The organism is Lysobacter sp. N42 (assembly GCF_004344885.1).
Map to the genome: position 1 here is coordinate 232,011 of NZ_SKFB01000005.1, position 24,096 is coordinate 256,106.

23 protein-coding genes are annotated in these 24,096 nt (G+C 45.7%); 14 read left to right on the plus strand and 9 right to left on the minus strand.

The features are described 5' to 3' along the window. Window positions 1-54: 54 nt before the first annotated feature. The gene (locus EYQ95_RS12020; protein ID WP_111916200.1) at window positions 55-1,362 is read left to right on the plus strand and encodes a peptidoglycan DD-metalloendopeptidase family protein; all 1,308 of its coding nucleotides are present in this window, start codon (window positions 55-57) and stop codon (window positions 1,360-1,362) included. Between the two features lie 2 nt (window positions 1,363-1,364). Continuing rightward, window positions 1,365-2,510 (plus strand): anhydro-N-acetylmuramic acid kinase, encoded by a 1,146-nt coding sequence (locus tag EYQ95_RS12025; protein ID WP_111916201.1) that lies wholly within the window; start codon window positions 1,365-1,367, stop codon window positions 2,508-2,510. An 8-nt stretch (window positions 2,511-2,518) separates the two neighbouring features. On the opposite strand, the gene pepQ is transcribed toward EYQ95_RS12025, so the two are convergent. The 4 genes from pepQ to EYQ95_RS12045 form a co-directional block, all read right to left on the minus strand. Next, window positions 2,519-3,823 carry a Xaa-Pro dipeptidase gene (gene pepQ / locus EYQ95_RS12030; RefSeq protein WP_111916202.1) on the minus strand — a complete coding sequence of 435 codons (1,305 nt, stop codon included), beginning with the start codon at window positions 3,821-3,823 and terminating at the stop codon, window positions 2,519-2,521. A 99-nt stretch (window positions 3,824-3,922) separates the two neighbouring features. Further along, on the minus strand, window positions 3,923-4,300 hold the full coding sequence (locus EYQ95_RS12035; protein ID WP_165924715.1) for a DUF3718 domain-containing protein: 378 nt from the start codon (window positions 4,298-4,300) through the stop codon (window positions 3,923-3,925). A 216-nt stretch (window positions 4,301-4,516) separates the two neighbouring features. Continuing rightward, window positions 4,517-4,864, minus strand: coding sequence for an iron-sulfur cluster insertion protein ErpA (gene erpA, locus EYQ95_RS12040; protein ID WP_111916204.1), 348 nt, complete (start codon window positions 4,862-4,864; stop codon window positions 4,517-4,519). Window positions 4,865-4,920: 56 nt separating this feature from the next. Next, window positions 4,921-5,640: a DUF6776 family protein gene (locus EYQ95_RS12045; RefSeq protein ID WP_111916205.1), complete on the minus strand. Its 720-nt coding sequence runs from the start codon at window positions 5,638-5,640 to the stop codon at window positions 4,921-4,923. 84 nt (window positions 5,641-5,724) lie between these two features. On the opposite strand from EYQ95_RS12045, the gene hemJ reads away from it, so the two are divergent. The 4 genes from hemJ to EYQ95_RS12065 all read left to right on the plus strand — a co-directional run bounded on the left by hemJ (window position 5,725) and on the right by EYQ95_RS12065 (window position 10,275). Continuing rightward, on the plus strand, window positions 5,725-6,174 hold the full coding sequence (gene hemJ / locus EYQ95_RS12050) for a protoporphyrinogen oxidase HemJ (RefSeq protein ID WP_111916206.1): 450 nt from the start codon (window positions 5,725-5,727) through the stop codon (window positions 6,172-6,174). A gap of 70 nt (window positions 6,175-6,244) precedes the next feature. Further along, window positions 6,245-7,258 (plus strand): aspartate carbamoyltransferase, encoded by a 1,014-nt coding sequence (locus tag EYQ95_RS12055; protein ID WP_111916207.1) that lies wholly within the window; start codon window positions 6,245-6,247, stop codon window positions 7,256-7,258. Between the two features lie 8 nt (window positions 7,259-7,266). Next, window positions 7,267-8,553, plus strand: a complete 1,287-nt coding sequence (gene hemL, locus EYQ95_RS12060; RefSeq protein WP_111916208.1) for a glutamate-1-semialdehyde 2,1-aminomutase — start codon at window positions 7,267-7,269, stop codon at window positions 8,551-8,553. 27 nt (window positions 8,554-8,580) lie between these two features. Continuing rightward, on the plus strand, window positions 8,581-10,275 hold the full coding sequence (locus EYQ95_RS12065) for an NAD-dependent malic enzyme (protein ID WP_111916209.1): 1,695 nt from the start codon (window positions 8,581-8,583) through the stop codon (window positions 10,273-10,275). A 13-nt stretch (window positions 10,276-10,288) separates the two neighbouring features. Here the strand turns inward: EYQ95_RS12065 and mrcB are convergent, their stop codons facing one another. Then, window positions 10,289-12,553: a penicillin-binding protein 1B gene (gene mrcB / locus EYQ95_RS12070; RefSeq protein ID WP_111916210.1), complete on the minus strand. Its 2,265-nt coding sequence runs from the start codon at window positions 12,551-12,553 to the stop codon at window positions 10,289-10,291. A 143-nt stretch (window positions 12,554-12,696) separates the two neighbouring features. After that, window positions 12,697-14,013: an aminopeptidase PepB gene (gene pepB, locus EYQ95_RS12075; RefSeq protein ID WP_207916389.1), complete on the minus strand. Its 1,317-nt coding sequence runs from the start codon at window positions 14,011-14,013 to the stop codon at window positions 12,697-12,699. A 153-nt stretch (window positions 14,014-14,166) separates the two neighbouring features. On the opposite strand from pepB, the gene sfsA reads away from it, so the two are divergent. The 8 genes from sfsA to panP all read left to right on the plus strand — a co-directional run bounded on the left by sfsA (window position 14,167) and on the right by panP (window position 21,719). Beyond that, window positions 14,167-14,862, plus strand: coding sequence for a DNA/RNA nuclease SfsA (gene sfsA, locus EYQ95_RS12080; protein WP_111916212.1), 696 nt, complete (start codon window positions 14,167-14,169; stop codon window positions 14,860-14,862). 123 nt (window positions 14,863-14,985) lie between these two features. Next, window positions 14,986-15,438 carry an RNA polymerase-binding protein DksA gene (gene dksA / locus EYQ95_RS12085; protein ID WP_111916213.1) on the plus strand — a complete coding sequence of 151 codons (453 nt, stop codon included), beginning with the start codon at window positions 14,986-14,988 and terminating at the stop codon, window positions 15,436-15,438. A 6-nt stretch (window positions 15,439-15,444) separates the two neighbouring features. Next, window positions 15,445-16,332, plus strand: a complete 888-nt coding sequence (gluQRS, locus tag EYQ95_RS12090; RefSeq protein ID WP_111916214.1) for a tRNA glutamyl-Q(34) synthetase GluQRS — start codon at window positions 15,445-15,447, stop codon at window positions 16,330-16,332. Window positions 16,333-16,437: 105 nt separating this feature from the next. Further along, window positions 16,438-17,799: a polynucleotide adenylyltransferase PcnB gene (gene pcnB, locus EYQ95_RS12095; protein ID WP_207916390.1), complete on the plus strand. Its 1,362-nt coding sequence runs from the start codon at window positions 16,438-16,440 to the stop codon at window positions 17,797-17,799. A 9-nt stretch (window positions 17,800-17,808) separates the two neighbouring features. Continuing rightward, a complete protein-coding gene (gene folK / locus EYQ95_RS12100) occupies window positions 17,809-18,312 on the plus strand; it encodes a 2-amino-4-hydroxy-6-hydroxymethyldihydropteridine diphosphokinase (RefSeq protein WP_111916215.1) in 504 nt (167 codons plus the stop codon). A gap of 36 nt (window positions 18,313-18,348) precedes the next feature. Next, on the plus strand, window positions 18,349-19,143 hold the full coding sequence (gene panB, locus EYQ95_RS12105; protein ID WP_111916216.1) for a 3-methyl-2-oxobutanoate hydroxymethyltransferase: 795 nt from the start codon (window positions 18,349-18,351) through the stop codon (window positions 19,141-19,143). 5 nt (window positions 19,144-19,148) lie between these two features. Continuing rightward, on the plus strand, window positions 19,149-19,994 hold the full coding sequence (gene panC, locus EYQ95_RS12110; RefSeq protein WP_111916217.1) for a pantoate--beta-alanine ligase: 846 nt from the start codon (window positions 19,149-19,151) through the stop codon (window positions 19,992-19,994). An 81-nt stretch (window positions 19,995-20,075) separates the two neighbouring features. Continuing rightward, entirely contained in the window at window positions 20,076-21,719 is a 1,644-nt protein-coding gene (gene panP, locus EYQ95_RS12115) for a pyridoxal-dependent aspartate 1-decarboxylase PanP (protein ID WP_111916218.1), read from the plus strand. On the opposite strand, the gene EYQ95_RS12120 is transcribed toward panP, so the two are convergent. Genes EYQ95_RS12120 through EYQ95_RS12130 form a run of 3 tightly spaced genes read right to left on the minus strand, consistent with a single transcriptional unit; the run spans window position 21,711 to window position 24,093 of the window. After that, window positions 21,711-22,388: a tRNA (guanosine(46)-N(7))-methyltransferase TrmB gene (locus EYQ95_RS12120; protein ID WP_111916219.1), complete on the minus strand. Its 678-nt coding sequence runs from the start codon at window positions 22,386-22,388 to the stop codon at window positions 21,711-21,713. The genes panP and EYQ95_RS12120 overlap by 9 nt on opposite strands. Beyond that, window positions 22,388-23,161 (minus strand): ABC transporter permease, encoded by a 774-nt coding sequence (locus EYQ95_RS12125; protein ID WP_111916220.1) that lies wholly within the window; start codon window positions 23,159-23,161, stop codon window positions 22,388-22,390. Before EYQ95_RS12125 ends, EYQ95_RS12120 begins: the two co-directional genes overlap by 1 nt. A gap of 2 nt (window positions 23,162-23,163) precedes the next feature. Beyond that, window positions 23,164-24,093: an ABC transporter ATP-binding protein gene (locus EYQ95_RS12130; RefSeq protein WP_111916221.1), complete on the minus strand. Its 930-nt coding sequence runs from the start codon at window positions 24,091-24,093 to the stop codon at window positions 23,164-23,166. Window positions 24,094-24,096 lie beyond the last annotated feature (3 nt).

A 24,096-nucleotide genomic window follows, 5' to 3' on the forward strand; every position in this document is an offset into this window, starting at 1 on the left:
TACAGAAAAGTGTTATTATTATGGCGTTGCGCAACAACAGGGTTCTAGTAGTTTATGGTAAGACCGATTAAAAACGTGGTTCGACAGTTACCTCGTCGACATAAAATAACAATATCGGGAATCTCTCTATTTTTGCTTCTCCTCGTGCTTTGGCCGAGTGAGAGAGCCACTGCGTCTCGAAATCTTGCAAACGCCGAGCTTCTAGAGCTTGGTCGCCCATACCCGCTCAGCCTAAACCTTCAAGACGAAATCATCGAAAACTCTGTTCAGCAGAACTACGAGTGGATCAGCTATGAGGTTCGTTCGGGTGACAATCTTGCACGTATATTTAGTAGCTTAGGATTTAGTGCACAGCAGCTGTATCGCATTACTCAAGTCGAACACGAAGACATACTGCGCCGTATTCACCCAGGCGATACGCTTCAATTCGCAACGACCGAAGACAAAGAGATTATTGAGCTTCGCTACGAACTTAATGAGACCGAATCTGTGGTTATCCGCCACGGAGAGTCAGGTAATTACGAAAGTTATTCAGAATCAAAAGAGATCGAAAGCCGTCTCGAGTTTGCACATGCAACTATTTCAAGCAGCTTCTGGAACGCAGGTGTAGAAGCAGGCTTAACTCAGTCACAAATAATGAACCTAGCCGACCTTTTTGGTTGGGACATCGACTTTGCATTAGATATTCGAGAAGGCGACCGCTTCAGTGTTTTATTCGAACAGAACTATATCGACGGTCGTTTTGTCGGTAATGGCAAAATCGTAGCTGCTGAATTCATCAATCAGAACGAGACATTCCGTGCTGTGCTGCATGAAAACGGCAACTACTACACACCGGAAGGTAAGAATATGCGTAAATCATTCTTGCGCGCTCCGGTCCACTTTACCCGTGTAAGTTCTAGTTTTAACCCAAGACGTTTGCACCCTGTAACCGGTAGAGTTTCACCGCACCGTGGAATTGATTACGCAGCAGCAACAGGCACGCCTGTTATGGCTGCCGGTGACGGGAGAGTTGTAGAAAGCGGCTACAACAACTTAAACGGTAATTATATTTTTGTTCAGCATGGTGAACGCTACGTAACTAAATACTTACACCTAAGTAGACGTCATGTAAGCCGTGGTGAACGCATTCGCCAGGGCCAAATTATTGGCCGCGTTGGTGCAACCGGGCGAGTAACCGGCGCACACCTGCATTACGAGTTTTTAGTTGACGGTGTACACCGCAATCCAAGAACAGTTGAGCTTCCACAGGCAGAGTCGTTACCGCAAGATATGTTGCCAAGCTTCACAGGCTTTGCAGAGCAACAAATGGTTCGCCTGCAGAATCGCCAACGTGTTTATTTGGCATTAAATCAGAACTAATTGTGGCTCAACGTATGCGTCATGCACCCCAGAAGGATTGGTATCTTGGCATTCTTTCTGGGACAAGTATTGATGGTATCGATATTGTTCTTGCCGATTTTTCAAATGAACAGCCCAAAGTTGTAGCGGCAACCACCGCTGAAATACCAAAGTCTCTTCGTCAGCAATTAACACAACTTTGCACTTGCCAAAATAACAATGAAATTTTTCGTTTAGGGGTTGCAGACCGTTTATTCTCGCAGTCTGTAAGTGAAGCAGTGCTCACTTTTTTAGATGATCATGGTATTGCCGCAGATGAAATCACTGCTATCGGCTTCCATGGGCAAACCATTCGCCACCACCCCGATATTGATACGCCCTTCACCTGGCAATTAGGTTGCCCTGAAACACTGGCTACGCTTTGTAACATCCCAGTTATCAGTCATTTCAGACAAAAAGATATTGCACTAGGTGGTCAAGGTGCCCCGCTAGCGCCCGCTTTGCACCAAGCCATGTTCGCGCAACAAGACGTTGATGTTGCGGTCGTGAACCTTGGAGGCATCGCCAACATTAGTTTTCTTGGGTCTGATGGAACACTTAACGGATTTGACTGCGGGCCTGCAAGCACCCTGCTCGATTACTGGTATACGCAGCATCATCCAAATGCTAGAACGTCCTATGACGTCGGCGGGCACTGGGCTAAGCAAGGCCAAGTAAACCAACGTTTATTGGAAGCTATGCTAAGCGACCCATACTTCGATAAAACTCCGCCAAAAAGCACTGGCCGAGAGTACTTCACACCAGAATGGCTGCACCGACATATCCAGCGAGATGGAAATGAAGTACGCGCAGTAGATATCCAGGCCACAGTACTTGAATTAACAGCTGTGACACTCGTTTCGGCACTTAAAGAGTTTGCACCAGCGCAGCAGGTTTATTGTTGCGGAGGTGGTGTTTTTAACGACGCACTCATGGCCCGTTGTGCGCAGCTATGGAAGCAGGCTAAGTGGTCTAACACACAAGAGTTAGGTGTAGCTCCACAGTGGGTTGAAGGAATATTATTTGCGTGGTTAGCACGGCGATTCGAGAATCGTATTGTTACCGACCTAACACAAGTTACGGGAGCGAGTCGTCCTGCTTTATTAGGCCGCTACACTCCCGCAATTTAAGCTAAAGCTTACACTTTCTTGAAAGCTTCTCGCGTAATGTTTTCTGTTCCATCAGCGGTAACTAGCACGCTGTCTTCCACACGCACACCACCATATGGACGAAGTTCGCCAATACGCTGCCAGTTAAAGTCTTCATTGCCGGCGAACTCTTCTAGTAATTGATCAACAACGTAAAGTCCTGGTTCAATCGTGAATACCTGTCCTGGCTCTATGTCACGTAGTAGCCGTAAGAACGGATGACGCGCGTCTCGAGTAAAACTGTCACCATTTGCGTTCTTCAAAAAACCACCCACGTCGTGCACTTGTAAGCCGATATAATGCCCAAGTCCATGAGGGAAGAACGCATTGGTGTAACCACGCTTGTAGCAGGTTTCGGCGTCGACTTTCATAAAGCCGAACTTATGCAAAATCTCGGCAACTTTCATGTGCATTGCCACATGTAAGTCGTAATAGCTTTTACCTACTTCAATCTCGCTGATAATTTCTAGTTCAGCTTCGTTCATAGCTTCCACTAGCTCAGCATAGAAACCAGTTTTTTCCGCGCTATAGGTTCGCGTAATGTCAGCACAGTAGCCGTTGTAGTAGGCGCCAGCGTCAATTAAAAACGACAAGTGAGACCCAGGAGCATTAATGTCGGCATGGTCATAATGCAAAATCGCACCATGATTATTTAACGCCACAATGCTGTGATAAGGCAGCTGGGTTTCCAGAGAGCGAGCAGCCTTTTGATAAGCTAAATGAATATCGACTTCACTTTCTTGGTTATAAAAAGCGTCACGTGCCGCATTGTGACCTCTAGCAGCCTTAATATTGGCATTACGTAGGCAATCAACCTCGTAGTCAGTCTTAATTGCACGCTGAAAGTGCAGGTGATCAATTAAACCTTGAGGGTTAACAGCCATTTTTGGCCAGTCTTCCAGCGTATAGAAATTCTCACCGATAAATGCTGTTTTGGTTAGTTCTTTCGCAAGTGCATTTTTAACCGTTTGTTCGCTATCTATGAGCGTCAATTCAATGTGCTCACGCCAGTCTCCTGGTGGAATTTCGGGCTGCGCATGCCAAAAGTCTTTAGCTTGATGCAAAAAGAGTTGTGGTGTTTCACCCACACGATAGAAAATAAAGCTCTTAGGGCTCTCGGTAATAGGTACCCAGTATTTAAAAAATGGATTTACACGATACGGATACGCGTTATCGTCAAGGAATGCGACACTTGGATGCCCCGCATAAATCAATACACTGTCAAAACCTTGCGCCTTTAACGCCTCGTCAAAGCGCGCTTTAACAGTTTCTACATGTCCTCGATATAAACTCATACAACCCTCTTCATAAGAACTTCAGATGCCGGGCAGTGTAACAAAAAAGCCCGACCACCATAAGTGATCGGGCTTTCAAAAGGCGAAATGCTTGTAGAATTAGCCAGCTAGACGCTCGCGGACTACAGAAACTACAGGAGAGTTCGAGTAGCCAGACTGTGCAGCCCACTCAAGAACTGGAACGCCGTTTACTGTGTCTTCTTCAATGCTTCTTGAAGGTAGTTGACGAATTAACAACTCACCTACGCTAGCTGCTTCTGCAGTAATCGCGAACTGAATCATGCTGTAACCGTTACAACGAACGCCGCTGTATACATTGCGAAGTCTTACATTGTGGTTATCCAAGATAGTGCGGAAACGCTGACGGTCGTCTGCACTTACTGCTGTACATAAGCTTTCTGCAATAGCTGCTGAAGCTTGCGCTGGAGTAGAAATTGCGATGTTACCAATTAGTGCTGCACCAAGGATAGCGATCAATGTTCTCATTTGAAGTCTCCTAAACAAGTGGGTTCGTTTCGATGGCGCTATTCTCGTTATTTCCTACCTTAAATCAATAAGTTTCGTGTTCGTAATTTGTTAATTCGTTATGTTAAACCTGAACAGATTTGTTTCTTTTTTGTACAAAAAAGCCCGTTCTTTCGAACAGGCCCACAAAAACACTGGTTAAAAATTGTTATATTTTGTCTGGTCTGATTAGACAGAAAATGAAGCGCCACAACCACACGTTGTTGTCGCATTTGGATTATTCACAAAAAATCTAGAGCCCTGTAACCCTTCTTCATAATCGACAACACCACCAATTAGATACTGCAAACTCATCGGGTCGACAACTAAAGTGACCCCGTTTTTCTCAATTTGCATATCATCAGGATTAGTATTTTCTTCGAAGGTAAAGCCGTACTGAAAACCTGAGCAGCCGCCTCCGGTAACGAAGACGCGAAGTTTAAGCTCGGTATTTTCTTCTTCAGAAATTAGTTCGTGGACACGCGCAGCCGCAGCTTCCGAAAACTCTATAGGCATTGCTTGTTCAACTACACTCATGAACTACTCCACATTTATATCAATAAACTTTACGTATTTTCTCGCATCATTCCGCGTCATTCAAGATCGCCAGAACCTTCTATATCTTGAATTTCTACATCTTCTGCCAACAGTTCTTGCCACTGATAGATTTGGTCTATCGCACTCCCTCGACGCCTTTGCACCCTAACAGTCACTGTATTCGGGACAAAGTTCTCGGGTAATCGAAACGTACCTTCTGACAACGCGAAGTAATTCATTGCAAAATCACCTTCCTCAATTCCTGCAAGCTCGAGCAAGTTATAGGTTTTAGTTTCGTTATTCTCTTGCCCAGTCAGCTGAACCGAAAAGCTTCCTGTAACCAGTTGCTGAGCTCGTTCGAGTTGCAACAAAATGAGTCTGAAATAGAAGTTTCCAGAAGAGGTCGCCTCTGAAATAACAAACGAGTCGATAGCCACCCCATTTGCATCGAGCTCAGGCGCCATGACGCGTTGATAGAAAGTTAACTCGCGAGCGATAACCGCTTTATCTTCGATGGAGTCACGCAAATCATCCTGCAACGATCGCGTCGCCGCGCGCTCTACGTCGAGCTCCACCTGTAAAATATTATTTTCGTATTCCAATCGATCTAAGCGTTCATACAAAGTTTCAGTTTGAGACTCTAACCATGCGACACGCTGTGTTTGCCAATCGATACGCTTGTGACCACCGTAGTACCCAATAAAGATAGCCGCGATGAGCAAGGCAATGGCCAACAAAATTGTCCGTACGGTAATAATACGTCCAGGTTGAAACACGTTCTATCCTCTCGTTTGAATGGCGTGGCGTATAAGGCCCACCAATGGTAAATTATGTGAAAGACTAGCTTTCGGTAAACGTCAATGACAGAACTTCTCGTATTACAATGGTTTAAAGCATTACACCTTATAACCATGGTCGCTTGGTTTGCGGGCATTTTCTATTTGCCACGCCTGTTTGTATACCATGCAGAGTCGAACGAGCCTTCTGTTCATGCGCAGCTCACCATTATGGAGCGTCGATTGCTGTACTTTATCACACCCTTTGCCATTCTGACGTTAATATTCGGCGCAGGAATGCTTTATATCTATGGCTTAGAATGGCTTAAGCATTCGGGCTGGATGCACATCAAACTGACTCTAGTTGCTGCACTGTGTGGTTACCATATCTACTGCTTTAAACTACTTAAACAATTCGCCAAGGGTGAAAACAGTCACTCAGGCAAATGGTTCCGCTGGTTTAATGAAGCTCCTGTTATTGTATTGTTTTCGGTCATTTTATTAGCGGTATTAAAACCTGCATTTGGCAGTTAAATCAGTGACGACACTAGCCTGACTCTGCTATCATATTCAGCCAACAATCATCACGTTGGTAAGGGTAGCTATGAACTTCAAAGGGGCAAACATTCTCTCGGTTGGGCAGTTCGATTTACCCGCAATAGAGAAAATCTTCCAGATTGCGGACCAAATGGCACCCTATGCTCACCGGCAGAAGCGCACAAGAGTTTTAGACGGCGCAATCTTGGGAAATTTATTCTTCGAGCCATCCACAAGAACGCGAGTTAGTTTCGGTACTGCGTTCAACCTGCTTGGCGGTGAAGTGCGAGAAACCACAGGCATGGAAAGCTCTGCCATCGCCAAAGGTGAGTCGCTATACGATACAGCGCGTGTGCTGTCTAGTTACAGCGACATAATCACCATGCGCCACCCCAAGGCTGGCAGTGTTGCAGAGTTTGCGGAAGGTAGTCGAGTACCGGTTATTAACGGTGGTGACGGTGCAAACGAACATCCGACACAAGCACTGTTAGATTTATATACGATCCAAAAAGAGTTGAACCACCATCAACGAAGCATTGATGGCATGCATATTTGTATGATTGGCGACCTCAAGTATGGCCGTACAGTTCACTCGTTATCGAAACTACTGTGCTTATATAAAAATGTGCGTTTTACGCTTATTTCCCCAAGAGAACTTGCTATGCCCAGTGAGGTTATCGACTTACTGACCAATGCCGGACATGAAGTTCTTGTTTCAGACGAAATGGTAGGCGTCATGGATGCCGACATTGTGTATCAAACGCGAATTCAGCAAGAGCGGTTTGCCAGTATGGAAGAAGCTGCCCAGTACCGCGGCAGGTTCCGTCTGAACAGCGAGATATACACCCGCCATTACAAGCCAAACACGGTCATTATGCACCCTTTGCCTCGAGACTCCCGAGCAGAAGCAAATGAACTTGATAACGACTTAAACCAAAATCCCAACTTAGCCATATTTAGACAAGCTGACAACGGCGTGCTCATTCGAATGGCACTCTTTGCCTTAACCCTTGGTGTTGAGGACTTAGTTAGCAAATACGACACTGATGTCGTGTGGTATAGCGAAAAAGCGAATTTTTAGAGGTATCTATGTCCCGTTCTGAAGAACTATTTAACCAAGCCCAACGCTCTATTCCTGGTGGTGTAAACTCCCCCGTCCGTGCTTTTAAAGGTGTTGGCGGCACGCCCGTATTTGTAGAACGCGCGAATGGCGCTTATCTATTTGACGAAGACGGTCAGCGTTACATCGACTACGTGGGCTCGTGGGGACCAATGATCTTGGGCCACAATCACCCGGATGTGCGCGCGGCAGCTATTGAAGCAGCAGAACGCGGATTAAGCTTCGGAACGCCTACAGCTATCGAAACGACCATGGCGGAAAAAGTGATTTCAATTGTTCCATCAATTGAGAAAGTTCGCATGGTGAACTCTGGCACAGAAGCCACTATGACTGCTATTCGACTTGCTCGTGGTTATACAGGCAAAAACAAAATATTGAAGTTTGAAGGTTGCTACCATGGTCATGCCGACTCTTTACTCGTTAAAGCCGGTTCAGGCGCCCTTACCTTAGGCGTTCCAAGTTCTCCGGGCATTCCTGAAGACGTAGCCAAACACACGCTTACGGTTAGCTTCAATAAACTAGACGAAGTTGAAAAAGTGTTTGCGGAAGTCGGTGACGACATCGCATGTATTATTGTTGAGCCCGTTGCCGGCAACATGAACTGTATTTTACCAGAGGAAGGTTTCCTTGAAGGTTTGCGTGACATTTGTGACCGGTTCAACTCTGTACTCATTTTCGATGAAGTGATGACCGGTTTTCGTGTTTCACAAGGTGGCGCACAACAACATTTCAATGTGACACCTGACCTTACTTGTTTAGGTAAAGTTATTGGTGGCGGAATGCCGGTGGGAGCATTTGGTGGTAAGGCTGAAATTATGGACCATATCGCTCCAGTTGGCCCAGTTTACCAAGCGGGTACCTTGTCTGGAAATCCAATTGCCATGGCTGCAGGCCTAACCACATTAAGCTTATTAAACGACGAATCTCGTTATCATCAGCTAAATGCACAAGTTAAAGCACTCACCACAGGCTTGCAAAAGCTTGCTGACAAACATGGTATTCCATTTACCACGAGCCAAGCTGGCGGCATGTTCGGGTTCTTCTTTACTAACGAAGACAAGGTAACCACCTTTGAGCAAGCAACCGCTTGCAACATGGAGCACTTTAAGACGTTCTACCACGAAATGCTGAAGCAAGGTATATACTTAGCACCAAGCGCTTTTGAAGCTGGGTTTATGTCTATGGCGCATAGCGAGCAGGACATACAAGACACGCTGGACTGTGCTGACAAAGCTTTCGCGAAAATCGCTCAGTAATAACACTATATTGAAATAGGAATTTTCATGACCGAGTCTAAGTCTAAAAGCCCACTGTACATTCACTACTCAGGCCCTTCATTGCTTGAGACGCCGTTGCTGAATAAAAGTAGTGCCTTTAGTCCAGAGGAACGCAAAGCATTCAACTTAACGGGTTTGCTTCCTCCTCGTTATGAAACTATTGAAGAGCAAGTAAGCCGTGCTTACATGCAATATAAAAGTTTTGAAACACCGTTGAATAAACATATCTTTCTTCGTGCAATTCAAGACACCAACGAAACCATGTATTACCGCTTGGTCAAAGACCACGTAGAAGAAATGATGCCCATTATCTACACTCCGACGGTAGGTGATGCTTGTGAGCAATTTTCAGATATCTACCGCAGTGCTCGTGGTTTGTTCTTATCGTACGCAGAGCGCGATCAAATGGACGACATATTACGCAATGCGACCAAACGTAATGTGAAAGTTATCGTGGTTACTGACGGCGAGCGTATTCTTGGCTTAGGTGACCAAGGTATCGGCGGCATGGGAATTCCTATTGGAAAACTCTCTCTTTATACCGCCTGTGGTGGTATTAGCCCTGCGTATGCTCTCCCAGTCATGTTGGACGTGGGCACGAACAATGAAAAACTTTTAAATGACCCAATGTACATGGGCGCCCGCCACAAACGGGTTACTGGTAAAGAGTACGAAGACTTTATAGACACCTTTATTCAGGCAGTAGAAAAGCGCTGGCCTGGGGTACTTATTCAGTTTGAAGACTTCGCTCAGCAAAATGCCATGCCGATCCTGAAAAAGTATCAAGACCAAGTGTGTTGTTTTAATGACGATATTCAAGGTACGGCAGCTGTTACAGCCGGAACTTTACTAGCTGCCTGTAAAGCAAAAGGTCAGTCGATTACAGAACAACGCGTTGCCTTTGTTGGGTCTGGCTCTGCGGGTTGTGGTATCGCTGAACAAATCATTGCTCACATGCAGGCCGAGGGTTTAACAAGAGAACAAGCGCAAAGCCAGATTTATATGGTTGATCGTTTCGGCTTGTTAACCGACAAAATGGATAACTTACGCGACTTTCAGGCGGCATTAACCCAATCTAGCGAAGTCATTGCAGATTGGAGCTTCAGTGGCGAATATCCTTCACTACTCGATGTGATGAACTGCGCGAAACCAACGGTGCTCATCGGCGTATCCGGACAGCCGGGCTTATTCACAGAGCAAGTCATTCGTGCCATGCATGAACATTGTGAAGAGCCGATTATTTTTCCACTGAGCAACCCGTCACGTCATGTTGAAGCTCATCCTCGAGACGTATTGCGTTGGACAAACGGCAAAGCCATTTTAGCCACGGGCAGTCCATTTGACGAAGTCGTAGTCGACGGCGTGAATTACCCTATCGCTCAATGTAACAACAGCTACATTTTCCCCGGCATTGGTTTAGGTGTATTGGCTGTAAAGTCACGCCGCGTTACAGAAAAAATGATGCTCATTGCCAGCGAAACCCTCGCAGCAATGTCACCTAAAGTATTGGGTTCTGGAGCGAGTCTGCTGCCGTCGTTAAGGGAAATAGAAACCCTTTCGAGAGAGATCGCATTTGCGGTTGGAAAAGTAGCCCAAGAACAAGGCCACGCTCTAGAAATTCCGGACGAACTGCTACGTTCACGCATTAGCAAGGTGTTCTGGGAACCTGAATACCGAGAATATCGTCGCGTCAGCCTGTAGCTTTTAAATCATGCTAACCGAAGATGCGCTCAAACCAAGAGCGCTCTTCTTTCTGTTCTTGGTCTCTTAGTCTTCCTCGGCAGTCATAGAATTCAGTCGCGGCCACGCCCATCATCGGAATGCGCAGTGCTTCACTGCAGTCTGGGCCAACGCGATTCATATTCATCGCGTCGACATAAATCCAATGCATCGTTTCGGGAAGAACGCGATCTAATGGCTGAATATTACTGCGCCGCCAATATTCTCGGGCTAACGGTAAAGCGCCAGCACTGCCCGTTAGTCCCACCGGGGAATTATTATCGTAGCCTACCCACACTGTCAGCATCCGTGCCCCATCAAATGAAACGAACCAACTATCTCTTAAATCATCTGTAGATCCGGTTTTGCCACCAATATCCTCGCTTACGTCTGATATTGCTTGCCCAGTCCCTCTCGCTACAACCTGCTCCATGGCATATCTAGCCATTCGTGCCGCTTCTGGGGTAAGTACCTGTGTAGCCGTATTCTCTCTTAAAAATATGGATTCGCCACGATGAGTTGTTACCGCTTCAATGGTATGCAAAGGAACGCGCTTTCCCTCGTTTAGCAGAGGCACGTATAGCTGCGAGATTTGAAAGGGAGACATTTCTATCGTACCCAACATCAAACTTGGGTAACTATGGATACTAGCTGGCGCTCCTGCGTTGACTAATCGACGTCTAACCTGATCAGCTCCTATTTCCATACCCACGCGCACCACCGGAGCATTGCGAGAATCTATAAAAGCCTCTAATAACGTAATTTCCCCTCGGAAAGTCTCATCGTAATTCTGAGGCTGCCAAAGGTCTCCACGCTCGTTTACAAGCTCAATTGGAGTGTCTTGTACCGGCGTAATCAGATTAAATTCGGCTTCATTTTCGAACGCAAGCGCATAAACCCAAGGCTTTACCAGCGAACCAATTGCACGCTGCGCATTCAAAGCTCGGTTAAACCCGGCGTTTACTGGCTCTGCTCCGCCAATTAGCGCTTCAATAGCACCCGTACGATAATCAGTCACCAATAGAGCACGTTCTGCACTTTTCACTTGATCGGGAATAAATTGGCTACGAGCGCTAGACTCGAGCCTTGCCTGCTGCTCTGGGTCAAATGTGGTGTAAATTTTTAATCCCGTTCTATGCCATTGCGAGCCTTGTACATAATCATTTAATTCAGCTTGTACGGCATCGATAAAGTCTGGGCGGCCATAACGGCTTAGCCGAGTTTGCTCTCGAGTTCTCACTTCACGGTCAATTGCAGCAAGATACTGAGTTTGATTGATTAAGTCGTTTTCAAACATTAACCGTAAAACTAAATCTCTTCGGCCTTTCGCATTTTCGGGATTTCGTCGAGGATTATAAAGACTAGGTCCCTTTACCATTCCGATAAGTAATGCGATTTCGTCTACATTGAGGTTCTGTGGCGTTTTTCCAAAGTAGAAGTGGCTACCTAAACCAATGCCGTGAATAGCATGACCACCGTCTTGCCCAAAAAACACTTCATTAAAATAGGCTTCTAAAATTTCGTCTTTGCTGAAGCGGAAATCTAAGATAAGCGCCATTAATGCTTCGTTAAACTTCCGGATATAAGTTTGCTCAGAAGAAAGGAACATATTCTTCACAAGCTGCTGCGTAATTGTACTACCACCTTGAACTGTTCTACCTGCGGCAATATTGGCAAGAACAGCACGAACAATAGCTGTTGGACGAACACCCGCATGATGGTAAAAATCTTGGTCTTCGACCAGCAATAAAGTTTCTTTCATTAATGCCGGAACTTCTTCTAAGCCCAGAATTAACCGGTCTTCTCCTTGTCCAGTAGGAAACCTCCCCATAAGTTGAGGCTCTAATCGAATTGCCGTCATCGAATCTTGTTCTGGCCACGACTCTATTCTTTCGAGCACGTTACTCTCATTAAAAAGCAAACGAACGCGCTTTGCCGGCTCTAGGTTGTCAGGAAAGTCAAAGGCTCTGCGATGCAATAGAATTTGCTGATTGGCTTGCTGAAATTCACCTGGATCACGTGCAGATCTAGACTCACGGTAATCTAACGCATGAAGTTCAGAGATAACTTGAGCTAACGAGATATTTTGATGAGGTTCAAGTGATAGAGCACGGCTATAAATTAACGCTGGGGCTTGATAACGGGCATGGGCAAAACGCTTTGTTACTTGAGCGTCTAAATATACGCCGTAAAAAGCTAAAACAACCGCACCAACCAGTGCGCATTTAAAAATGAAAGCTAAAGCCGACTTGATGGACACAACAACCCTCTGTTTTTTGCCATAGCGTAACGCCCAAAAGCAGTTAGGGAAAGCGACTTTGCCTGATTATTACGAATAGACAATGAGCGAAATAGAGGAATTGTTATTCAGCCCTCAACGCCAAGGGCTGAATAACTTAACGACTAGCGCGTAAGAATGCGCGCAATAGTTTGTACACCTAAGCCTGTAGCACCGGCAGGATAAAGTGCGTTTGCTTGACCGTGATAAGCACCCGCTAAGTCGAAGTGCAACCAACCTTGCCCCTTATTCGGAGCAAATCTCAGTAGGAAACCTGCCGCATTACTTGCGCCGCCAGAGCCACCACCCTTCATCGGCTTGCTATTTGCGGTGTCCGCAAACGGCGAAGGACAGTTGTATTGATGCCAAGAATTTAGGGGCAGACGCCATAGATTTTCATGACTACGTTCAGCAATTTTTAACGCTTCATTGGCAAAACTGTCGTCTACGCTAAATAAGGCGTTGTACTCTGTACCAACAGCGACTTGTGCCGCACCTGTTAGCGTTGCTGCATCAATAATATATTTGGCATTCAACTCACCTGCGCGAATTAACCCGTCTGCCAATACAAGACGACCTTCAGCGTCTGTGTTTACAATCTCAACCGATTGACCGTTCTTGTAGTAAATAATATCGCCATTCTTGTATGCATTACCGTCGATCATGTTTTCGGCACAGCATAGCAGTAACTTCACGCGCTTATTTAAACCTTGCTGCATGGCAAGAATTAGAGCGCCAGACACCGTTGCGGCCCCACCCATGTCACACTTCATAGCAACCATGCCTTCGTTGCCTTTAATGCTATACCCACCGGTATCGAACGTAATACCTTTACCGATAAGGGCATACTCTACTTCTGCTTTCTCGTCACCGGTTGGATTAAAGTCTAGTTCCAGAAGCACTGGAGGATGCTGACTCGCACGTCCCACAGTATGAATACCAAAACGTTCTTCATTGACTAATTCAGGGCCAACCACCATGCGCGCAGAAACTGCTTTCCCGCCGACTTCCTGAGCCTTTTCAATAACTTTTTCACACAGGCTTTCTGGATAAATCTCACTTGAGGGCAAGTTAATAAGATTTCGCACCCAACGATAAGTGTCGACAAGAGGTTTGAGAGATGACTGAGCATCGTCACTAAACACAATCTCATTAGTTGAGCGCGTGTCTGTGAACCCTTTGGCAAAAGCCCATTGACGCGCCTCTGTCCAACCTTCTCCTTCAAGAGAAACCTTTGCTAAACCCAGCTGATCTAGTTTGCGAGCTGCGGTTTGAATGACACGAAATTCGGCTTCGTCGTCTTCATTTTTCCGCTCTGCTTGGCGAGTTTCCGGCAATACCACACGGAAACCAGAGTCTGCAGCATACACGACACTGTTATCGCGTACCCCTTGTGGACACTCTTCCTTAGTTAACCAAACCGGGATGGCACTAGACATCATTCACCTCACAACGTAGTTTAAGTCCGTAAAAAATAAATCTGAGAGCGTGATCACTTCAGCGCACTCAAACAGAGCTTTGAATTATAGCAAGCCATACTTTAAAAAACAGAAAGCAAAACCTGAAGACGTACTGTAACGAGAAAATAAACAGCTATGCAATTTAATCCTCCTCTGAAAGCCGCCAAATTAGTAAAAAGATACAAGCGCTTTTTAGCAGACGTAACTCTGCCCGATGGTTCTGAACTTACCGTTCATTGCCCTAATACAGGTGCAATGACTGGCTGTGCTATCCCCGACAGCGAAGTTTGGCTGAGCGAGAGCGACAACAAAAAGCGAAAGTACGCACACACTTGGGAAGTTGCGAAACTCCCCTCAAAAGATTGGGTGTGCATTAATACGCACCGCGCAAATGAGCTTGTAGTGGAAGCCTTACATACCTCTTTACCGAAAGAGCTTGAAAGCTTCTCAGCAATGGAGCGTGAAGTTAAATACGGTGAAAAAAGTAGATGTGACATTGTGTTACAAAGAAATAACGCACCAGACACCTATATCGAGGTAAAATCCGTGACATTGCTTGAAGATGAGAACGGCTACTTCCCTGATGCTGTTTCAACACGAGCAACAAGACAAATAGAAGAACTTATTCAACTGAAACATGACACGGGAAACGACATCGCGATTGTTTATGCAGTTATGCATACCGGCATAAAAAACGTACAGACGGCAACGCATATTGATCCAAACTATGCTGCTATGTGTAAACAAGCAGAGGCAAATGGGCTAACTATTTTCAAGGCTTTTTTCAATATAAATCAATATGGTATTGAATTTTCAAATTGGAGCGCTTGAATCTTGATTTCCAGCCCCCATTTGCTGTTTTTGCGGTAAAATTGCACGTATTTTTTTTATCTGATATACATACCCATCTTTTTTGAGACAGGTTAGTTGTAAACCTCCCGGAGGGAATGAACTATGGCGGCAGCTAAGGAAAGGAAAGCGCACGGAATTCTTGCGCAAGCGGGGCTTGAGCCTTACGCCGAGAAGAAAGGCGAAGAGTACATGAATGAAGCGCAGCGCGCTCATTTTAAAAAGATTTTAGAAGTGTGGCGTGCACAACTTAGAGAAGAAGTTGACCGTACCGTTGGCCACTTGAAGGAAGACGCTGAAAATTACGCTGACCCAGTCGATCGAGCAGCACAGGAAGAAGAGTTTGCTATCGAGTTACGTACTCGCGACAGAGAACGTAAATTGATTAAGAAAATTGAAAAAACATTGGAGCTTATCGAGCACAACGATTTCGGCTTTTGTGAGTCGTGCGGTGTGGAAATAGGTATTCGCCGGTTAGAAGCAAGACCAACTGCAGACTTATGTATAGACTGTAAAAGCCTTGCAGAAATCCGCGAAAAGCAAATGAAAGGCTCTTAAGCAAAGGTGGCAGACCTAGCTACGCACTATCGGGGGCGTTTCGCCCCTAGTCCATCGGGCCCGCTTCATGCGGGCTCTTTAGTTGCAGCTCTAGCAAGCTACTTAGATGCTCGCGCAAATCGTGGCAGTTGGCTTGTTCGTATTGAAGACATAGACCCACCAAGAGAAGTAGAGGGCGCAGCTGACATCATTCTCGAGCAACTACAGGCACATGGGTTAGCATGGGACGAACCCGTTCTTTGGCAATCGCAGTCTGAGCAAGTTTTTCAAAAAGTCTTACAAGCTTTATTGAGCGCACGCCAAGCCTACTACTGCAATTGTACCCGCAAAGAAATTCAGCAACGTGGCGGCCACTACGATGGATTTTGTCGAGACAAAAATAGAGCAGCTGAAAATGCTAGTGTTCGCTTTCTGAATACTGGCGCGTGTCAAAGTTTTGAAGACCGTCTGCTCGGTCACATCAAAGTGCCACAAGAGTTTGCCCTTGAAGACTTTGTTCTTAAACGCAGAGACGGTTTATGGGCTTATCAGCTAGCGGTAGTTGCCGACGACTACTGCCAAGGCATCACTCATGTGGTACGTGGCCAAGACTTATTGTTCCCTACAGTTTGGCAAATTGAACTTTGGAAAAATCTGCAAAACCTAAGTTTCTTAAGCCCAGAGCAGACTCACGACGTGCCGAACTACGCACATGTGAAACTTCAACTTGATCGGAATGGCAACAAACTGAGTAAGCAAAACCATGCACCAGCTATCGACAACAACCAAGCTTCAAACAACCTTTGCCAAGCATTAGTTGCGCTTGATATTGAAATTCCCCACAACCTGGCAACAGCAAGCGTTGATGAAATCATTACGTTTGGCGTTGAAAAATGGAAAAGCCAAAAAATATAATATGTTCAATATCATCGCGATCGGTTAAAATGCGCGCGGTTGCACAATAAAGTTGTGCGATAAAATATAGACTAGACGGTTAGTTTCAAAATATTGATTTTAGGCTTGAGGATTCCCGCCATCATTAAGAAGTTTTTAAAAAAGGACAAACGCGAAAACAAGCCTGCGGTGCAGATTATCCCTCGCGACAAGCACCCTATATCGCGCGATGACATTTCTGAGCATGCTTTAAAAGTTCTTTACCGCCTGCACAAATCAGGTTATGACGCATACCTTGTTGGAGGGTGTGTCCGCGACTTACTTCTTGGTGTTACGCCTAAAGACTTTGACGTTGTAACCAACGCAACTCCGGAGCAAATTAAAGGTTTATTCAGAAACTGTCGGCTCATTGGTCGCAGATTTCGCCTCGCTCATATTGTCTTTGGCAGAGACATTATTGAAGTAGCTACGTTTCGCGGTCATCACAGCGATGAAGAACAAGGTTCCAACAAGTCAAAGACATCTAAAACAGGTTTAGTGCTGCGCGACAACGTATTTGGCTCTATCGAAGAAGACGCAGCTCGCAGAGACTTTACCGTAAATGCGCTTTACTACAACATCGCCGACTTCTCCATCTACGACTTTGTAGGCGGTATGGAAGACCTAGAAAAAGGTGTTTTAAAGCTTATTGGCGACCCCGAACAACGTTATCGCGAAGATCCTGTACGCATGCTTCGCGCGGCTCGATTTGCCACTAAACTGAGCTTGAAAATTAGTGACGACTGCCGCCAACCCATTCCACAGCTGTCATATTTGCTAGACGACATACCGGCCGCGCGCTTGTTTGAAGAGTCTTTAAAGCTATTTTTAGCACAACGTGCAGTGGCTAACTTTGAAGTCCTGAATGAACTCGGCTTATTGTCGCATTTGTTCCCTATTCTCAAAGCTCCGCTGAAAGATTCTAATAGCAACGAATACCGCATGATGATGCAAGTGATGAAAGACACCGACAAGCGCTTGAGCGCCAACAAGTCGGTGAACCCTGCATACCTTTTCGCAGCGATTTTATGGTATCCAATGGTGGCTCGCGCTCAAGAAATAGTGCAAGAAGCTACACTAGCCGAATACGATGCTTTTCAAATAGCTGCAGCTGAAATCACTTCTGTTCAAGCGAGAAGCATTTCTCTACCTAAGCGCTTTTCTTTACCCATGCGCGACATTTGGTTGCTACAAATACGGTTGCGCCAGCAAAACCCAGTGAAGGCTAAGCGGCTTCTCAGCCATCCTAAGTTTAGAGCGGGTTACGATTTCTTGTTGTTACGAGGAGTTGTTGAGAATGACGACGAATTAGCCAAACTCTCTGTATTTTGGAATTCCATGCAAGAGCAATTTAGCGACGAAGTGCATTCAGGAAAGCCAAGTAAGCCGCAGAAGCGTCGCGGAACGCGCCGACGTAGAAAGCCCAAATCTAAAAAGCCGAGTGCATAGGGTATTCCTGTGGCTGAAGTGTTTATTGGTATTGGAGCGAACTTGGGCGATCCCGTAGCTCAAGTTGAAAGTGCGCTAAAGACCTTACAAAGTCACCAGCACATTCAAGAACTGCAAAGCTCTTCGCTATATGCCTCTAAGCCTATGGGCCCCCAAGATCAGCCCGACTATGTCAATGCTGTCGCACGGCTCTCTACACTACTTAATCCTCATGCGTTATTGGACGCACTCCAAGGCATTGAAAACGACCATCATCGGGTGCGCAAACAACGTTGGGGAGCAAGAACGCTAGACCTAGATATTCTTTACTACGACGACCTTCAATGTGAGGACGACCGACTCACACTTCCCCATCCCGGAGTGCTCGAGCGTGAATTTGTGTTGTACCCATTAGCAGAGCTATCTCCCAACTTTTTATTTCCAGACGGAAACAGCATAGAAAATGTGCTCGCTAAAACACCTCGCAATGGCCTTGAGAAAATTAAGTCGGTACTTTTAACAAGTAGCTCATAGGGTTACAATGCGACCAAGTTGCTAAGGAAACCCACTATGAGTCGCATCCAAATCTCAAAGCTTTTCAAAATGAAAAAAGAGGGTGAGAAAATCACCGCCCTAACTGCTTACGACGCAAGCTTTAGCAAGCTATTTGCGGACGCAGGTGTCGAAGTTATGCTTATCGGCGACTCTTTAGGCATGGTTCTGCACGGTGATGACAGTACTCTAGCCGTTTCCGTAGAAGATATTGCTTACCACACGTCTTGCGTTCGAAAAGGCGCCCCGAATAGCTTTGTTATCGCAGATATGCCATTTATGAGCTATAGCACCCCCAACGATGCAGCTCAGTCTGCCGCAAAACTCATGCGAGCAGGTGCCAATATGGTGAAAATGGAAGGTGGGCAACATTTAGCGGACACCGTGAAGCATCTAACGCAGCATGGCATACCCGTATGCGCCCACTTAGGCTTGTTACCACAACAAGTTAACGTGATCGGCGGTTACCGAGTTCAAGGAAAAACCGAGCAACAAGCGAATCAGTTAATTGAGGAAGGCAAAGCATTACAAGAAGCAGGCGCACAGCTTCTAGTTGTGGAGTGTATACCTAAAGGATTAGGCAAACGCTTTAGCGAAGCGTTAAGCATACCTGTAATTGGGATTGGTGCTGGAGCAGAAACCGACGGTCAAATTCTAGTTATGCACGACATGCTTGGTATGAATGCAGATTACTTACCTAAGTTTACTAAGAACTTTTTAGCTAACGGTGGTAGCCTTGAAGGTGCTGTATCGGCTTATGTTCAGGCCGTTAAACGAAAAGAATTCCCTGCCCAAGAGCACACTTTCGAGTAAAACTCATGCAGCAAATAGAAACCATTAACGAGCTACGCAATTTGCGAAACGCTTGGCGACTAGAAAAGAAAACCGTAGCCTTTGTGCCTACCATGGGTAATCTTCATGCTGGTCACCTTGCTTTAGTAGAAAAGGCAAAAACGCTTGCTGATTATGTGGTTGTTTCTATTTTTGTAAACCCAATGCAATTTGGGCAAAACGAAGACCTTTCCACTTACCCTAGAACACTCGAAGAAGACAAAGCTGCGCTAGCCGAGTTGGGCGTGAATGTTGTTTTCACTCCGCATGCAGAAGAGGTTTACCCGCGAGGATTAGCACAACAAACTCAGGTAGAAGTACCTGCAATCTCGAACATTCTATGTGGCGCAAGTCGTCCGGGGCATTTTCAGGGTGTCGCAACGGTAGTGTGTAAGTTCTTTAATATGCTGCAACCTGAATTTGCCGTGTTTGGAAAGAAGGATTACCAGCAGTTATTAGTCATCAAAATGATGGTCGCCGATTTGTCGATTTCCACCGAGATTGTCGGTGTCGATACAAAAAGAAACGAAGACGGGCTTGCTCTAAGTTCTCGTAATGGATACCTCAGTACGGAACAACTCAACTGCGCGACTATTATTCAAAAGAGTTTACAGCGCTTGTCCCAAGCATTGAAAAACCAACAACCCTTGGCGGATGCAATAGCAGAGGCGAGACAAGATTGGGTTAAGCACGATATTAAACCCGATTACTTAGAAGTGCGAAGACAGTCTGATTTGCTCCTTCCAGAAAGCACAGACCAAAGCTTAGTTATTTTGGCAGCTGCTTATGTCGGGAAAACACGTCTTATCGACAATTTAGAAGTTCAGCTGTAGTCAATCAAAAACCTCCCACAGTGGCTTTTTTCCTCGTTCGTATGGTAAAGTTTGCGGCTCAAATTTTCTGGAGAAAGTTGTTTGACTAGGAAAAGCACAGCGGACGTTAATATTGATGCGCTTCATCGTATTTTCACCATCCCAGAAGCGCCCGATTCAACGTTAGGTCGAATAGAACGCCATTTGTCGGAGAACCTTGAAGGGTTTCTTACCGACCATATTGTTGCGAAAGAAAAGCCGCTTCATGAGATTGAGAGAGACTTCTCTGATTCCGCGATTCCAGAAAATCCTGAATTTGTTTCTGAACATACAGAAACTCTATTAAACAAGCTTGTGGCGCACTCGGTACATACCGCTTCCCCGAGATTTATAGGTCACATGACGTCTGCTCTTCCCTACTTCCTGCTGCCTTTGGCAAAGCTAATGGTTGGGTTGAACCAGAACTTGGTAAAAATAGAAACCTCTAAGGCCTTTACGCCATTAGAACGCCAAGTTTTAGGAATGCTACATCACTTAGTGTATAAGCAAGAAGACTCCTTTTATGAAACCTGGATGCACAGTGCCGAGCATTCTTTAGGGGCATTCTGTTCAGGTGGAACCATAGCGAATATTACAGCCCTTTGGGTTGCTCGAAACAGAGCGTTACCGGCGGAAAAAGGCTTCGCAGGAGTTAGTGCTGAAGGTATAGCAGCTGGCTTGCAACATTACGGGCTCAATCGCTTGGTGATATTAGTGTCAGAGCGTGGACACTACTCTTTGTCGAAGGCCGCTGACGTACTTGGAATTGGCCGCAAAAACCTAGTACCCGTAGCTACCGACGAAAATAACCGTATTCGTACCGATGATTTGCGCCAGCACTGCCAAGATATTCATCAGCAAGGTGGAAAGGTTTTTGCCATCGTAGGTATAGCGGGAACTACAGAAACTGGACATATCGACCCTCTGCAAGACATGGCAGACATCGCAAAAGAATATAATGCTCACTTTCACGTGGACGCGGCATGGGGTGGAGCAACGCTTCTGTCCAACCAACACCGCTCTCTTATGCGTGGTATTGAATGTGCCGACAGTGTAACCATTGATGCGCATAAGCAAATGTATGTGCCTATGGGTGCGGGTATGGTCCTTTTTAAAGAGCCCCATCTTGCCAATTCTATTGAGCATCACGCCGAATATGTCATTCGTAGAGGCTCTAAAGACTTAGGAAGCCATACTCTTGAGGGCTCACGTGCTGGTATGGCAATGCTGGTTTACTCGGCTTTACACGTAATGGGTAGAAAAGGTTTCGAATTACTTATAGACACCAGCTTAGACAAAGCCAAGCACTTCGCTCAGCTCATTGGTCAACAACCCGACTTTGAAGTCATAACCCAGCCGGAATTGTGCTTACTAACCTACCGCTATGTACCTGAATTCCTGAAGCCTGCGTTAGCCAATGCAACAGCTGAACAAATGAAGGCCCTGAGTCCAACATTGAACTCACTCACTCGATTTATTCAGAAGAGCCAACGTGAAGCGGGTAAATCGTTTGTATCGAGAACAAAGCTAACGCCGGCCCAGTACCATGGTGAACCTACGGTAGTTTTTAGAACTGTATTAGCCAACCCGCTCACTACAGAAGCAATGCTTGAAGAAGTGATTCAGGAACAACGTGACATTGCGAAGCAGGCTCCGCGGTTGCATAAAGAACTTAAAACTATTGCGGAAACTAGTGGATTAATCTAGATCAGCAGTTAAGAACCAAATGTCTTGACCTGTTCCGTGATATTTCCTTTCAAACGGTGTCCAGTATTCACCTTCAGGTTGGTATTGCTTCGTTTCGGCAGCTACTTGATAACATTGCAGCGCTGCGGCAAATTCATCGACATAAGTTTTCCAATTCGAACGAACCTCAAGCACTCCACCTAATCTCAGTAAGAATGGGAAACTAGGGCTTGCGTGCCAGCGCCTTTGTAAGTGTTTCTTTTTAGGGTACGGGTTGGGGTAAAGCAAATAGTGTCTTGCTAGAGACCAGTTGGCATTAACTGCCAAACGCCAAAAGTCGTTTAAGTCCGCACGAACCATATAAACGCGAGAGGTATCTACACCCTTTTGCTCACCATAACTTTCTATGCGGTTTAACCTTACCTCCGACTTGTCGACACCTATTACTAACGCTTCGGGATAACGCGTAGCAATTTCTAGTGTGCTTTCTCCAACTCCACAACAAGAGTCGAGAATAATGTCCCCTTGCCAACCTTGCACAACCTCATTAATGGCGTCGAACGCAACTTGGGTATGCTCCGCAATCGGCTTTCGATATTCGGCAGTTTTATAACGCTCGACTACTTCGAGAAGGTCTTCGTGGACCCCCTCTTGGTTTGTCGTAATCGATCGCGGAGCTTTAGCTGTCATTAGCTACGAATACCTACACCGCGCTTAAGTAGGCTTAATGCCAATGTTAGGAACACGGCATTAAACACGACAAGTACCAATAACGCTGTTTGTGGCGCAATGTCCGATACACCAATAAATCCTGCCCTAAAACCATTTACCATATAAATAATAGGATTTAGCAACGACACGCCCTGCCAAAACTCAGAGAGCAGCTCAGTGGAATAAAACACGCCGCCTAAATACGTTAATGGAGTAAGAACAAAGGTCGGGATAATAGAAATATCGTCAAAGGTTTTACCAAATATACCGTTTAATAAACCACCCAATGCGAATAACGTCGAAGTGAGCAGCACGGTTAAAATAATCATGCCGTAGTTTTCAATGTTCAGCGGCACGAAAAAGCTAGACACCAACGTTACAATAACCGCAACGATAAGCGCTCTTGCAACTCCGCCTCCCACATAACCTAATACGATAGTTAGGTGCGATACTGGAGAAACGAGCATCTCTTCAATGTTGCGTTGGAACTTGGCGCTAAAGAACGATGAAGCCACATTCGAATAGCTGTTGGTAATGACCGACATCATGATAAGACCGGGCACAATAAATTCCATGTAGCCAACACTACCCATTTGACCGATGCGTTCCCCGATAAGATTACCGAAAATCACAAAATACAAAGACATCGTGATAGCTGGCGGAACAAGTGTTTGCACCCAAATACGTAGAAACCGCGTGCACTCTTTAATCCAAATGGTTTTTAGCGCATTAAATTGTATTGAGTTCCCCATGCTTACGATGCCTCCTTTTCTCGACCTTGTTCGACCAAGTCTACAAATAGCTCTTCAAGTCTGTTCGCTTTATTGCGCATAGACAGCACTTTCACACCCTGTTCACTTAACTCTTCAAACACCTTGTTTAGTCCTTCAGTTTTAGGAACATCTACCTCAATGGTGTGATCGTCAACTTGACGCATTTGCACGGAAGAAATTTGGATGTCCTTTTCTGTAGGCTCAAGGTCAAGAATAAAGGTTTCTACATTCAATTTGCTTAATAGCGCCTTCATAGAGGTATTTTCAATAATACGACCTTTGTCGATGATACCTATGTTTCGACAAAGCATTTCCGCTTCTTCCAAGTAGTGAGTGGTAAGAATAATACTGATACCTTCAGAGTTAATTCGCTTCAAGAAGTCCCACATACTGCGACGTAATTCTATATCTACACCTGCTGTCGGCTCATCAAGAATGAGAAGCTTCGGTTCGTGTAATAGCGCCCGAGCAATCATAAGACGACGCTTCATACCGCCAGATAGGTTGCGCGCTGGGTCGTTACGCTTTTCCCATAAGCCAAGTTGCGTGAGGTACTTTTCCGCACGCTCTTTAGCCAAAGAACGAGGCACGCCATAATAGCCGGCTTGGTTAACCACTATCTGTAGAACCGTTTCAAACTGGTTGAAATTAAACTCTTGAGGAACTAAGCCAATTTGCTTTTTGGCCTCGGTAAGCTGGGTCTCGATGTCATAACCAAACACCTTTACTTTGCCTTCGGTTTTATTCACCAAAGAAGCAATAACCCCAATAGTGGTGGATTTACCAGCGCCATTCGGCCCAAGAAGCGCGTAAAAGTCTCCGGCCTGAACTTTAAGATCAAGCCCTTTTAGTGCTTGGAAGCCACCTCGGTATGTTTTCTTTAAGCCACTGATCTCCAGCGCATAGGTCATGTG